General features: G+C 30.1%; 5 protein-coding genes and 3 pseudogenes. 7 read left to right on the top strand and 1 reads right to left on the bottom strand.

What is annotated here, in order from left to right; all coding sequences use genetic code 11:
* Positions 1 to 1,482 precede the first annotated feature (1,482 nt).
* The 4 genes and pseudogenes from I6L50_RS32525 to I6L50_RS32510 all read left to right on the top strand — a co-directional run bounded on the left by I6L50_RS32525 (position 1,483) and on the right by I6L50_RS32510 (position 8,669).
* Positions 1,483 to 2,037, top strand: a complete 555-nt coding sequence (locus I6L50_RS32525; protein ID WP_219304505.1) for a MerR family transcriptional regulator — start codon at positions 1,483 to 1,485, stop codon at positions 2,035 to 2,037.
* Between the two features lie 217 nt (positions 2,038 to 2,254).
* A pseudogene (locus tag I6L50_RS32520) lies at positions 2,255 to 2,518 on the top strand (zinc ribbon domain-containing protein); the annotation flags it as partial.
* Positions 2,519 to 7,042: 4,524 nt separating this feature from the next.
* Positions 7,043 to 8,230: a ParM/StbA family protein gene (locus I6L50_RS32515; RefSeq protein WP_219304503.1), complete on the top strand. Its 1,188-nt coding sequence runs from the start codon at positions 7,043 to 7,045 to the stop codon at positions 8,228 to 8,230.
* 1 nt (position 8,231) lies between these two features.
* The gene (locus I6L50_RS32510) at positions 8,232 to 8,669 is read left to right on the top strand and encodes a hypothetical protein (protein WP_219304502.1); all 438 of its coding nucleotides are present in this window, start codon (positions 8,232 to 8,234) and stop codon (positions 8,667 to 8,669) included.
* Positions 8,670 to 8,737: 68 nt separating this feature from the next.
* Here I6L50_RS32510 and I6L50_RS32505 read toward each other — a convergent pair whose 3' ends face one another.
* On the bottom strand, positions 8,738 to 10,405 hold the full coding sequence (locus I6L50_RS32505; protein WP_219304500.1) for a helix-turn-helix domain-containing protein: 1,668 nt from the start codon (positions 10,403 to 10,405) through the stop codon (positions 8,738 to 8,740).
* Positions 10,406 to 11,741: 1,336 nt separating this feature from the next.
* Here I6L50_RS32505 and I6L50_RS32500 point away from each other — a divergent pair.
* The 3 genes and pseudogenes from I6L50_RS32500 to I6L50_RS32490 form a co-directional block, all read left to right on the top strand.
* On the top strand, positions 11,742 to 13,433 hold the full coding sequence (locus I6L50_RS32500; RefSeq protein WP_219304498.1) for a hypothetical protein: 1,692 nt from the start codon (positions 11,742 to 11,744) through the stop codon (positions 13,431 to 13,433).
* Between the two features lie 1,018 nt (positions 13,434 to 14,451).
* Positions 14,452 to 15,147, top strand: a pseudogene (locus tag I6L50_RS32495) (RNA-guided endonuclease TnpB family protein); the annotation flags it as partial.
* Positions 15,148 to 15,287: 140 nt separating this feature from the next.
* Positions 15,288 to 15,672: pseudogene (locus I6L50_RS32490) on the top strand (bifunctional acetaldehyde-CoA/alcohol dehydrogenase); the annotation flags it as partial.
* Positions 15,673 to 15,716 lie beyond the last annotated feature (44 nt).

Genomic DNA, 15,716 nt, shown 5'->3' with positions numbered 1-15,716 from the left:
AAAATTACACCTTATGAATATAGTATATTCAATTATTCACTAAATTATTTACTTAGAAATTTACTAAGTATAAATCTCTAATACCGTGATACACTAAGCATCACGAGCCAAAAATCAATTCTAATATTTGATTTATTTTAATTTCTAAAACAAGATTTATTAAATATAGTACTTTGCATCTCTTTGTAACTTTTTAGGGAAGCTTAGCATATCTTCTAAAGGATTCTCTAATTTTTTATTTAATTTGGCATAACTTACTTCTTAAACAATTGGCTAAACTATGATTCTATCAGTTGAGTGGAAGCAATGGCCTGTTGTTATTCATCAATCTTGTTCAATAGTATTTGATTAATTTGTTCTAATCTGTCTATGTGCTTTAAAAGTTAAAAACTTCGTACTCATTGATTTCACTCTTTAAAATGTATAATAACTTGTTTCATACACTGTCTTAACAACTGATTTCATTATACAATTGTCTTCTTCCCCCCTCTTCGACTATTGTACAATCTACCTTTTGCTCCAACATCTATTCTATTACTTTTAACAACTCTTGAAATCTTTCATCCTAACTATTATTTGGTAAAGTAAAATTAACGAGACTAAATTTCATTTTAATATATTTATAACTTTCATTTTTTAAAAACAGGATTTATTTACTGTAAGTATCAACAAAATAACATTAAATTTTTCCTTATACTTTTTCTTTCACTTTATTTTAATTACAATTACCCTTCTCAAATTAATAAACGTCTAGATTTATTGCCCCTTATCCCTCTCCCTATATACATATACATCTCATATCAAATTATTGGTGTATATTATTCAGAAATCTGGTCCATACTAATACAAATGAAACCCAAAATTATATATTTTTAACTATAACTATTTAATATTTAAACTACACATTTTAACTCCGAATAATCCTCATTACTTTTCACTTACAAAAATAACCCCGTTTGAGATTCAAAACCTAACAAATAATATAAGTACCTTTTTAAAATCCAAGTAATACATACTATTCAAGCTTCAATACAACAATAAACGCTACTTTAACGCATAGCGTTCACATATAAATGAGGTTTTCTCTTTGCTTTTTAGACATTTGTAATTAAAAAATAGTACTTAATTGTTAATTCTATTAATGAAAGCTTTGATTCTATTGCAAATATCTAGTAAAATTCTTATATCAGCAACAAACTTCTAATATTAATAGTTAGTTTTAAAATAATTTCCTACTTACATTAATGTTGTATAAATACTTGTTCACTTCCAACAATGAACGCTATTAGAACGAATAGCGTTTATTATTGAAAAAACATTTACGCTAGATGTATAGACTGCCTTAATATATAAGTATGTATACAAACAAACTGATATGAGTACAAATGATTAGATGGCTGCCTATAAAACTTTTACTCTTAAAGGAAAGATCTTTTTAAGAACGAATCAATATCTAACACACAAATAATGGAGGTGTGAAGTTTGGAATATGGATATTTTGCACAAGAAGTAGCAAAACAACTAGATATAAACACCAATACACTTCGCAGATGGTCAATTGAATTAGAGAAAATGGAATATATATTTGAAAGAAATGAGCGTAATCAACGAATTTACTATGAGAATGATATAGATATCTTAAAGCAAATGAAAGAATACTTAAATCAAAACTGGAAACTAGAAGAAGCTGCTACAAGAAGCATGGAAAACACTGAAGAAAACGTTAAGAAAACGGATAGCGTTCATGAGGAAAATGAAGTTCAAGTTACGCTCAGAAAACGTTCAGAAACAGATATTTTGATGATTCAAGAAAAATTTTCTTACATGTTTGAGCAGCAAGATAAAATTGTACAGCAAAACCAAGATATCATTAAATTATTATTACAGGAACGCTCAGAAAAAGAAGACAAAGATTTACAGATTCAGTTATTACAAGAAAAATTGGATAAAGCAATTGAACTATTGAATGAAGATCGCCAAGAACAGCAAGATAGCACCAAGAAAACGTTCATTCAACGTTTATTTAATCGAAATTAAATCAGATACACGTTTTTTATCCAATACATATCTAATTGAGTAAAAAAGCAGTAACTACTGCTTTTTTACTCATCCTCACAACATGAATACGTATTTTCGAAAAAATTTTAATATTTTTTTATTTCTTGTTTAATTTTGAGAATGTACTTTTCATTAACATGATGCGAGTATACGTGCTTTCTAGTGAAATCGTCAAAAATAGCAAGCTTACAAAAGCTCTTGGTCACAATTCAAAACACTGTTAGCATATAAAGCAAAGTGGTATGGCGAACAATTAGCTGTATTATCTAAAACATTTGCTTCACGCCAATTATGTTCCAATTGTAACTACAAAAACAAAGATGCTAAAGATCTAACCATTTTTGAGTGGGATTGTCCTTATTGTGGCACACATCATGATAGAGATCGTAACACAGTGCTCAACCTTAGAAATGAAGCAATTCCTCTCTTAACCGTAGGAACTATGGGGATAGCCTACTAAATTAGAAAGCGTTAGGCTTCTGTGCTTAGGGATCCCTCACTTAAAACGCTCCGGAAGATGTTAAGTACTGAGTGGTTCAACATATTTTGCTTACATGAATTCCAAGATGACCACAATTGCATATCTTATTGGACCTTTCTTATGGATTCCAAAAACACTCTATATTTCTAATATCAACATGTTAATCCTATTTCCTAAAATTACTTAAGTGTTTTCTTTGCCAATTTTTAGGGAGCTTTGACTAATCCTCTAATTCCTCAACTACATATTAAACCCATATAGGAAACTGCATGCTTTTTCTAGTATTCGTTAATTCATTTTGCCTGATTAGATTTTTTATTTACACTGTCATCAATTACTACATTCATTATTACTAAATCCTATGCTTTCACCACTTACAAAACGTTTTTTCTTATTGTATTAAACTACTTGCCATCTAATATCCTTACAGATCGTTTCGGATTCAAAACACTAAACACACATTCTCTAATTTGTTAGGCCGCTATCACATAGTTCCTTGGCCTTTTAGACGAATCACATCGCTCTTATAATTTAAATCTTTGCTACTAAGATATGTGCCATATGAAGAACACGCCCATTAATGTCTATGTTTCGATAATCATACTTCGAACATCGTCAGCTAACATCAACTACTTTTTTCATACCACTTCGCTTTAAATACTTCATGACATATAGTATTATGAAACTCTATGCTTCATTTAATCAGGATCGTTATTATAACGTTCATTAATCATTACAACATAGAAACCTACAACTTTATTATTGAGCTATTAATTGATACACTTGTTATCATTTTTATATATTGCTTTAGCATAAATTGCGTCCTTTGAACAACTCAGAATATTGATATTAAAGGTATAGACGCTGAAATAACGGGTAGCGTTCACATTAGAAATCACTAAAATAACACTCCTCAACTACATATTTTTTTGTCCTTTCTTATTGATTCAAAAAATACAACCTGACATATATCTCCAGCCTACTTTAATATATGTCAGGTTGTATTTGTTATATGAAGTGTAACATTCAATTAAGATAAATCTTAAGATCTGTAATAATAAAACAACATTATACAATCACAGCATTCATTATTACTAATTCATACGCGTTATGGACACTGTTAAATAAAACATATCTATCCTAAAATCACATAATACGTTTAGATGTAAATATATTTTAACGTATTATATTAATTAAGGGAATTTCTTGTAATCGCTATGCGTTCACATCTCACGAAGCGTTAAATTACCGTTTTTCAAGCGCTCATCTATTTTATTTCTTCCTATTATATTAAACATCTTGCGCCTTAAACATTCTTACAGACTGTTTAAGGCGCAAGATCCACTAAGTAAACTTCTTAATTTGTTAGGTGACTATTCTCGTAATTCCTATGCTTTATAAATGAACCACTTCGTTTTTATGATTTAAACTTGTGCTAATACCTTTGTAATCATGTGTGTTATAAGAAGGACACTCTCATTAACATCTATAACACAGCAAAGCTTAGGGCAAGTTGATTCCTGTTTAAAGAATTTAATACGATATATTTTTACTTCATCTAGTTGGAATTGTTGTTATAACATTCAGTACAAATTATAGAACACCTTATATATTTTAGTTTACTTTTATCATTTAAATACTTATTTTATTAATTGTTATGAGTAACGCGCTTTTAACAACTCCTAACGTTGTAGTTAAAGGAAGTCGGTGGAATAACGGACAGCGTTCACGTGGATATTAACACTAAAATAACACTTCGATAACGTTTGAGTTGTACAAGAATCCTGATTCCTTAAAATATCCACTTAACCTTTATAGATTAAAGTTAGAAGTTAGAATTAATAATTTAAATCTGTAACATCTTCGATTTGGTGACATCATTTAAAAACATAGTTGCTTAAAAGTAGTCTCAAAATTATTACAAAACTCTTCTTCCTCTAAAATGTGAAGGTGGACGATGCATACCAATTGTCTTGTTACCATCTACTTGTACAGATTACTTTTTTATTAGAATGTTGGTTGCAGAAAACTCATTGCAATTGTTAAAAATTCAACATTCTATCGTCCCACACTTGACGAAATTAAGAAATCCAAGATAAAGCCGTAATCTAATATATTAAATGGTTCGCAACATTGTTAAGTGGGCGTAGTTCAATATTAATAGTATTCTCATATTAAATACATCCTATACAAAAAAATAGTTAGTAGTGTTAATAATATATTTTGATAGCAATGCGACCGTTTTTATAACGTTCATGAAACCCACAATGTATGTTAGAAACTTTCATCACATCCGTAAATCCTTATTACACAATATTTATATTCCTTTATAACTATATTGTAAAGCTAAGAAATGAATTGATTTGTTTTTTTAAGTTAATCCTAGATTAATATATCTATTAAGATACTTCTAAAATTATTGCCTTCTTTATGCTACATATGCCAGTTTTCAGAATCCCTCGTTCTTCTGAAAAGAGTACGCCTTGCTTTTGCTAGCTAGTTTCTATTGTCCGAACGAATTTAGTTTTTTTATAACTAGAAAATTTTTTTAATCCCTAATCACATATCATTTCCAACAGAAGTACCAACTTTCATTAATTCTTTTATGTACCGTCTAACAATTCTACTAAATCATGATCTTCGCAAACTACGTTCTACTATAGATATTTTTGTTTGATCATCTATTATAACGATATTTCCATTTGTTTGTTTCTTGTGGAAGATTTTATTTTGTTTGGACTAGAGTCATTCATTTCAAAAAAAACATATGCTTACGTCTACCGTACTTCTCTCCGAACTTAGGTTGATATTCCACATCTTCATATGTTTAAGAAAAGAATCTTCTTTTAAATTGCAATCATATTATCTCTTAGCCGAAGTTTCTTCTTTACCCATCAAAAACATCGAATTAATAACTATATAAATATGCCACTAAAAATCGCTTCAAAAACGCCCCACCATCAAATAACAACGCCTAAATAACACTTCTAAAACGTTCATAAAATAAAATTTTTACATTTACTTCAACTTAAGAATCTTAAATATATACTCCAAGAAGAATATAAGATGATATAAATTTTTTGTTAAAGAATTTGGTATCTCACCATACAAATTTAGAGTTAATTTCAAAAATAAAACAAGAGCAGTAAAGGTTATTCATTGTCTATTTAAACTTCTTACTTTTAAACTTTAAACCAGTATTCCCGCGATTAGTATAATTGATTCTCCGTGAACGCTATGCGTTCACGGAGAATCAATTACTACATTCCTACTAAAAAGCAGTAAAAGAATGCAAACCGAACAACACCTTAGATATATACCCAATTCTTATTATATTTGTTACTTCAGAAAGAAGTTTTACTTTTAAAATTATGTTACCAATGGATTTCCTAAAAACACCTTACAACATAGCTTTATATTGCCACTATGATCTAAGTAAGTATGTAGAAACTACTTTGATATCTATGTCATTATTTATATAGAAATATCTCAATTGAAATTCTTTACAACATATACCAAACTACTTTTTTAAATATTGAACTCAAAAATTAAATTTATAGATTTTATCATTTCGCAAACTATTTTCTCTTTAAAATCCACTTTAAATACTGCTATTACAATGTTTAACGCTTTAAAAATGCCTAGTGTTCATCTGCTAAGTTCGCCATATAAACACCATAATAACGTTTGTTTAGCAAATATATATGAATCTGTAATTAATCCTGTTCAATTTTTATATTCAAATCAAATTTCATAGATTCTCTATTCTTTTAAAGGAGTGCTACATATACAACAAGAATACATACTCAAGGTATTTTTTGTTGTATATATCATCAAAATAGCCAAAAAACAAACTTATTTAATAAAGATCCCCATTTAAAACCGTCTTTCAATGCGTTATTACACCCAAAAACATCTAATCTTCCAATCTCATTTCCTTTATTAGCTATTTGTTTATAAAAAACATCAGAATTGTTAATTTGAAGGGGGTTAACGCTTTAAAAACGCCTAGCGTTCACACAATGTCAAACACCGAAATAACACTTTTATAACGTTTATTTGGCTAACCACTCTTACTATTTAAGTATGTATAAGTCATATTCGCAATTATTCTTGTTTTCATTCTAATTTTCTTTCTCTCGATTAAAATGTATACCTCATTCCACTAGATATTCTTTAGATTCCCGAAATATATCATCAATAGTCTATCCATAAATTACAGAAATAACTTGATATTTCAAAAGATATCTTCGACAAACGCATCCCTCCCGCCAACAACATATTTTAGATATTTTTAAAATATATATAATATATCATGACCGTCAAAAATAACTTAAACACTTTAATTTAATATATAATTTATATCTAAATTATATTTATTTTATTTTTAAATTATATCTTTTCTTCGTAAATTTTATAAAACCCTTGTCGCTAGTGATTTTATAGGCTATAATATATTTATTAGATATAAATTAGAAATAAAATTCCTAGAGGTGATGTATAATGGCAAGTTCAAAAGGCAAAACTCTTCATATAGACGTAGAAGGTGATATTGGGAACGATTCGTTTAAAGGTTACATCAATGGTGAATACATAAAAATGAAAAATGTATATCAAAGTGTTTACTCAATGCCTAATGTTACTGAGACAAACATACAAAAAAACGTAATTAATTTAGTAGATAATATGTTCGTGAATATTGCTAGTAAATCAATTCGAAGATCTGGAATGTATTTCATTGGTAATCGAGCGATGTTAACAGGGAAAAATCCTAAAAACATGAACATTAAAGTAGGTCAAAAATACAATGATGATTTACCACTAATTAATATGCTAGGATTAATTGCAAACAAATCTGTTCAACTTGAATGGGAACGCACAGAAGAACTACCACAATCAATCAATGTGACTGTTGACCTTATTTCAGCTATCCCAGCAAGCCAATGGACACCCGTAAACGCTAAACACTTAGAAGAACGTTTTACTAATTCAACTCATGTTGTAGTGGTTTATGTAGGAGAAGAGCAGGTAACGGTTAGCTTAACCTTTAATAGTGCAAACATTACACAAGAGGGTGTTCCTCCATTATTTGCAATTCTTGAAGGGGAAGAGGCGATGTTTACTGATTTCACTAAACTATATGCAAAAAAACTTGAAATCAAAAAAATTGACGGCTCGTTCTTTAAAAACAAAAAGATTTTACATTCTGATATTGGGGACGGAACAACTGAGTATATCTACACAGTGGGCGTAAATCCAGTAATTGATGCTTGTAGCGGCGAAAGACGTGGTGTCGGTCATGCTACAGAAGAAGCTGTAAAATTATTAAATCAAGAACGTGGCACAAATATTAAACGCCAACAATTCTCTCAAATTCTCCAAGATATAGATCATAAATACCATGAAGAGGCAACAACACACTTTAATATTACAAAAGTGGAACAAGCTGAACTAATCCTAGAAGATACAGATGAAAAATATGTAAATAATACAGCCAGTGAAGCTGAAATTTTATGTGTGTATGGTGGGGGAAGTATTACTTTTAAAGATGAATTATATAATCAATTATTAGAGTATTGTGAGCGAGTTGGAATGTACTTATTGTGGATTCCGGAGAAATACGCTGTAGATATGAATGCTAAGGGGATGCAAATTATCAAGAAAATTCTTTCTCGAAAAAAGGTGAAATAGTATGTCCGGCAAAAAAAGAGAGTCCTTCTTCTGGAACCTCAAGAAGATTGAGAATGAAGAATTCTTTAAATGGTTCGAGTCACAAAGCAATATAGCCGATTCTTTATATAAACTTGTATGTTATTTTATTGATAAACACGGATTACAAGACGTGGCTGATTATAAGATACAGCAACAAATGCAAAAAGAAATTTTACTTCAAGATAAAGACTTTTTAAATGATGTTAAGCGTATACTATTGAATAATTCAAATCTTACTATTCAAAAAGAAAACCAAGCAAATCAAGAAGAGGCAGCAGATCCAAATAAAATAGTCTCATCTCTTGAAAAAAATAATACTTCTAAAGATACAGATATAGGAAATAAATCAGCAACTGAAAAAGCGGTCCTAAAAGATGAATATGAAGACCTAGATACAGCCAATTTATTTGGTAACTAGCGTTATGAATCCATGATAAAAAGAGTCCCTAAAGTAGGGACTCTTTTTATCATGGATTCAAGCTTTTTCTACATCTTATCAAGAATAATTTGTCTTTTATACCACTGACTTAATTTATTTTTAGCCAGACCTGAAAGACGTTTTGTTTTCTTATTATAGAACCTAGAAAGGGTAGGTTGTGATATGCCGATTTCTTTTGAAAGTTCTCGCATTGTAATATTTTTATTCATATGAAAGAATGATATTTTTTCTCTAATTGAATTTTCATACTCATCAACATCTAAAGTGTTATTTTCTATTTTCACAAGAGACTCATCTTGTATTATATCTACTGTTTTTTTCTTCACTATTTTTTCCATTGAATTCATTAATTCTTTAGGAGGTAAAATTATTACACCTAACTGAGCATAATAGTTCTTAAACCAATTCTTTTTGGTTAACATTTCCTCTTTTAAATCTTCACTGTACTCCCAATGTGATAGTACCTTTTCCTTCTCTAAATCAATAAGAACATTTTCTAACTGTTCTCGAATACGATTTGGCTTTTGATTTTGATTTATACCCATGACTGCCAGTAATCCCTTATCTCCTCCTATAGAGTAAGGTCTTTTTAAACTAGAGAACATTTGACGAATTCTCCATTGCCAAGTTAAATAACGAATCAATCTCTTATGATATTTATGTCTATAACTATTATATTCCAACGCTTTTTTTGATAACAATGCCGTTGTACTGCTAGAACCATATAAATAACCCGATAAGAAGCTCCCTGGCTTAATTCTACAAGATTCTATCCCCATATATTCATTAGTGTTATTATCTCTCCAGAGTACCACGGAATCTAATACAAAAAGCCTCTTAATAACTTCTCGCTTTACTTCATAATGTTTACCTGCTTCAGCTCGATCATTTAATACAACTACCTCATTATCATCATTTAAGTAGATAAAAATACTTGCCAAGGCAGCAATACGTTTGGCAACTTTTATTTTATCTTCTGCTCGATAATATTCTGTGTTATTAGCCTTTGCTTTAGGTATGCTACACATTTCTAATACCTGATTATATGAAAAGTCTATGAATTCATCAGGCGACTTTGCCTCATTTAACCATTGGATAGTAATTGCATCTAGACAGTCAGCAGTTAAATCATCCATATTACTCATTACACCATCAACCAATGTATTCCAACGAGCGGCTTCTTCAGTATTTATTAATCTTAAATCTTCATCTTTATGTGAAGAAAGTTGTGCAACTCCACTACTATCTTTGGTTTCAATTGGATAAGATTTCAACTTTGTATTTTCATCTTCTTCAAATTGATTCTTTGCTATACCATCTCTTAATTTATAATAAACCGCAGAATTATTTACTTCATAATAATTTTCGTGCTCTAAACCTGTATTAGATTCCTTTGATTCCTGCAAGCTTTCATTGTTGGCCCTTGAAAACTCTTGCTCCACAAATATCCCTATTGCCACATCAATTTCAGTTTGGTAAGCTTCTATGTTAGTGAATATTTCCAAAGAGGAAATCCCCTTTTTTTGCTGCTGTTCAAGCCACTGCACAAGCATTGAAAATGATGGAGAGAAATAGTCCGAAGTTACAATCCTATTAGTATCTTCCTTAACTTCTAAGTAATAAGCATTCCATTTATACCACAATTGTTCATTATGTTTATAGATAGGTGCTGATATTACTAATGCATCTTTAAACAATTGTAGAACATTATCCATATACATCCTTCTCCTTATTTAATTTCCAATTGAGAATGATTTTTAAAAAAGAATACAGTAAGTTCTATCCAACCATCCCTTAGTGATAATCTAGCACGTATGCTTATAACCACCTCTTTTACTGATTATACAAGACTGCATCCATTTGGAAAAGGTGAGAGGTCATAAGAAACCTAATATTTTTCAAGATATTAGCTAAAACATGAAATTCTTTTTCGATATCATGTCCCTTTTGTCTAAACATGAAAAAGCTAAATTATTTATGTTTTAACAATTTCGTTTTATATATGGTAAAACTCATTAAAATTTGCATACAAAGTGAAAATTTATAGCGGTATCATGTCCCTTTTGTCTAAAATACGAACAAATTTAGACTTGAATGTTCCATGAAATGAAATTAAACTATATATTTTTGAAAACCCTTCTGTCCTTAATACAAAAGGGTTTTTCTATATTCAAGATATGAAAAATCATAGCGGTATCACGTCCCTTTTGTCTAAAATACGAACAAATTTGGACTTGAATGTTCCATGAAATGAAATTAAAATATATATTTTTGAAAACCCTTCTGTCCTTGATACAAAAGGGTTTTTCTATATTCAAGGTATGAAAAATCATAGCGGTATCACGTCCCTTTTGTCTAAGCATGAACAAATTTGAACTTGAATGTTTCATGAAATTAAACTGTATATTTTTTAAAAACCCTTCTATCCTTGATACAAAAGGTTTTTTCTATATTCAAAGTGTGAAAAACCATAGCAGTATCATGTCCCCTTCTTGTTTCATAAATCCGTTAAAATCCCCTATATACTATACATTTATACAACATCTTCTCAAATTTCAGGGAACTATAGAACATGAAAAACCATAGCGGTATCATGTCCCTTTTTATCTAAAAAGATGAAACGTCCTTAGCGGTATCACGTTCCTTTTATAAATACCAAATTTTATATAAATCCCTTTAATAGCAATGTTTATCAACGATTTTCATATTAATTCCAATAAAAAGAGACATGAAAATCTACAGCCCTATCATGTCCCTTATATTTCTATAAAAGTAAGCTTTAAATCCCATTAAAACAAGGTTTATTAGCGGTTTATAACTCATGTTCTTGTTTATTCCGAACATGAAAATCCATAGTGATATCATGTTCATAAAAAAAATAAAAAAAAACCTGAAACCCCTTGATATGAAAGGGATTAACGTACATTTCATTTTTTCATGTTCGCTCTTAAAGAGGCCCATTTCATCCAATTTCGATTTGCTATAATTAAAATTGGTATATTTTATATTGTACAGGTATGTATATTTTTATTTGTATAGGAGGTGAAAAAGATGAGTAAATCATTTGTTATTCGTAATCAACGTAGTCTAAATGGACAATCTACTAATGCAGTAATAGTTACATTAAAATCTTGGCAAGCGCTTGTTGATAAATTGGAAGGAAAATACTATAGCTATAAAGATACCTACCTTGAAGATATTATTAATCAAATGTCTTATGAAGAACGCATTGCGGATATCGATGGATTTGTTGCACAATCAAAGCCATCTTTTTCACGACATACTATTTCAAAGACATTGGGAAGAAAACATAAATTGTACGGTATTACAAATGCAGATCTTGAAGTATTCCTTTACCTACATAAAAAATGCTATACAAATGGCATTATTCCAAACGTAACAGTACATATGCTTTGGGAAGACTATAAACAATACAAAGAAGAATTAGCATGTATACAGCATTCTCAATTCTATATTGCATTAAGAAAATTAAGCATACATAACATTATTACGATTGAAAATGAATTAGATAGTCGATACACAATTAAAATAACTCATTTTATGAATGAAGAGACAGAAAAAGCAAATCCTTATGTTTACATTAGTCCTGTAGTCTTTACAAAGGCTTTCTTTGGACTTTCAATAGCATCTAAAAAGCTATTCTTAGATATTGCTATGCAACAGCATAGAGAAACTACATTAAAACGTTCTTTAGACAAACAGGATGAAAGAGGTAATAGGACTCACTTTGGTGGGATGTATCGCTTTTTACATAAGAAGTATCCACATCAGATTCGTGCAGTTGTGAAAGAACTAACCACTGTATTTCCTTGTACAGGGACTCCACTATTCAAAATCTGTAAACTACAAAAAGGGGTTCAAAACAAAAAAAAATACACGACTTTATTTTTATCTATTCATGCAGACTTCTTGTGTGGAAAAGAATCAGGAGAACTACAATATCGTGATCCTTTTACTCCAAAGGTTACGTATGCCCGTAAAGCTCGATTTATTGAATCAACACTACAAGAAATGCATATTGGAGAATTTACACGAGACATGAATAAATTTATTCATGTACTTAAAAATACCTGTCATCGACAAATTCGCAGTGTAATACATAGCTTGCGTGACATGATTGATCGCACTGAAAAATATCCAAGTAAATTAGTATATACACTGAAAAAATTACTAAATCAAACATCACAGTATCATATTCTTGATACCGCAGCTAAAGAAGGAATTTATCCTCTTATTACACAGCACGTCCCAGCAAAACAAAAAGAACAAGCTATATTTGATTTCGGATTGCATTTCTCTATGTATTCTCGCCGAAGCATCAAGAAGCTATTCCGTAAAACATTTGAGCTATTAAAGTACAAATTTGCCGTACCTGTTACAGAGGAATCTTATCATCGTAATTATCTAAGATATCAAGAAGAAACATTATTTAGAAAATACGCTTATGAACAAGGTGCAAACTTAAATGCTTATATGGCTTTAGAAATAGAAATACGTGAACTTTTAAAAACCAAAGGTCATAAAGAACGCTTTATTCCTAGTGATGTACGTGAATTGTTCATTGAAAAGATAGATAAATTACCAAAGGAAAAGCTACGGGTAATTGAAGTACCTGATAGCATAAATTTAATTACCTTTATACGTGCCTTGGAACAGTTGATACGTGCTGGAATTCAAATCACAACAACTGAACAGGTATTAAAAATAATCGAAGAAATGTAATCATTTTCAGCTCTCTATATTTGAAAAAAATCAAAGTAGAGGGCTATTCGTGTTGGCTCTATCATTCAAAGTCTTTTTATTAGATACGTTTATATATTTTTCTAACAGATTCTATTGAAAATAGAATCTGTTTTTATGCACATCTATACAGTAAATGTCATTCTTCATTCTTAACTTCCACAATAGTAACTTGAAAATACATCCAATTCATATACAAATACGGAATTTACTATACATAAAATCATAAGAAAAAATAGATTTTTAGTGGATATGTTTATAAAAAGTATCATTTGTGAATAGAATTATCATACTATTATTGCTATATAAGGGTTCTATAAGTAAACCTACTAAAATTCATCAAGTTTTATGTGATTAAATATGAATAACTGAATTAAGTGGATTGAATGATGCTCAATGTGTATAGATTGTGGACAGATAGCTACAAATTGTGGACAAATATAGAGAATCTCTTCTTATTTACAGATGAATAAATATACTTATTTTTGAATTATTTTCCTTGTTTTTTTATGTAGATATAGTGGTGCTTTTTTATGATTTTATGTAGATAGGATAGTACAACAAAGTCTATTTTCACGCTCCCATTACATACCATTTATGATTTTTTACAGTAGGGTAAGTTAAAAACATTGTCATAGCAAGTGTTATTCTATATTTTAGGATCCTATAAAAGTTTTATCTTTATATTTTTAATATATATAAGATATATATTTATATAAGATTTTTTAAAAAGGCTTCATATTTCAGATAGAATGGGGACAACAAATATATTTTCAAGTAAAAATTATTTGTATTATATATACTATTATTTTTAAAAATTTTAACTGCTATACACATCAAATAATAATAAATAAATTACATATAAGTGTTAAATAGCTTCTTTAGTAGAGTTACCACCACAAGGAGGTTTACGTACTAAAACAAATTAATACCCCTTTACAAGGGGATAAATTGCTGCGGCCCTAGGGATTTAATAATTATAGGCAAAGTAGAGAGCATAGCTACATGCTCAGTCAAACTTCCTGCCATGAAGAAAGAGTTTGTTTGGCTCAAAGAAGTGGATAGTAGTGCGATTCAGTCATCTGTTCGCAACCTTGCGGATGCTTATACACGCTTTTTCAAAAAACAAACGAGTGCCCCACGTTTCAAATCTAAGAAAAACAACGTACAATTTTACACCACAAAACAAACAAATGAAAACATTTCCATTGTAGGAAAAAAGATAAAGTTGCCGAAACTAGGTCTTGTTCGATTTGCCAAGAGTCGCGAAGTAAAGGGACGTATTGTAAATGCTACAGTTAGACGGAATCCTTCTGACAGATACTTTGTGTCCTTGTTAGTTGAAACAGAAGTGCAAGAACTTCCGAAAACACAATCTTCCATTGGAATGGATGTAGGGATAAAAGATTTCGCCATTTTGTCAGATGGAACAATCTATAAAAATCCGAAGTTTTTTCGGTCATTAGAAGAGAAGTTGGCGAAAGCACAGCGTGTTCTTTCTAGAAAAACAAAAGGATCTTCTCGCTGGAATAAACAGCGAGTAAAAGTGGCTAGAATTCATGAATACATGGCAAATGCTAGAAAAGATTACTTGGACAAAGCCTCAACTGAAATCATCAAAAACCACGATGTTATTAGTATAGAGGGTTTGCAAGTATCGAATATGTTAAAGAATCATAAGTTAGCAAAAATGATCATCGGAGAAATTGTTCTAGGTGTGTATGAGGATAAATGTTCAAAAGTATAGTTGCTACTTAATATATTTGGCCTAACAAAAAAAAGATAAGACAGTAGCGATTATTATTCCACAGTTTGTATTATGACGGTGCCATTCCAGTGTCTATTATGGCAAATGAATATACAGATGGAATGGCTTTTAAAGCCATTGATTGCGTATTTAAATATTTACTGGGAGGATATGAAAGTGGAAATTATGAAAAGTGCGTGAGAAAATGCCTAATGCTTCTGTAAATGCAGGTATGGCGTTTGAAAATGCATTTCTTGGTATTAATCATAGTTTGGCACATAAGCTTGGACCAGAATTTCACATTCCACATAGACACGCTAATGCGATCATAATGCCGCATGTAATTCGATGTAATGCCATTAGACCGAAAAAATATGCATTGTTCCCAAAATATGAACATTTGTGGCAGATGAACGTTATGCACATATTGCAAGATTATTGGGGCTGCCAGTAAATACAGTAGAAGAAGGTGTGTAATAATTTAGGTGTATTTTTTAATATATAGATTTATGGATTAT

The sequence above is a fragment of the Bacillus sp. FDAARGOS_1420 genome (assembly GCF_019344915.1).
In the GTDB taxonomy this organism is placed as follows: domain Bacteria; phylum Bacillota; class Bacilli; order Bacillales; family Bacillaceae_G; genus Bacillus_A; species Bacillus_A mycoides.
The sequence above is the reverse complement of the archived record's forward strand: the minus strand, read 5'-3'. Positions and strand labels throughout refer to the sequence as shown.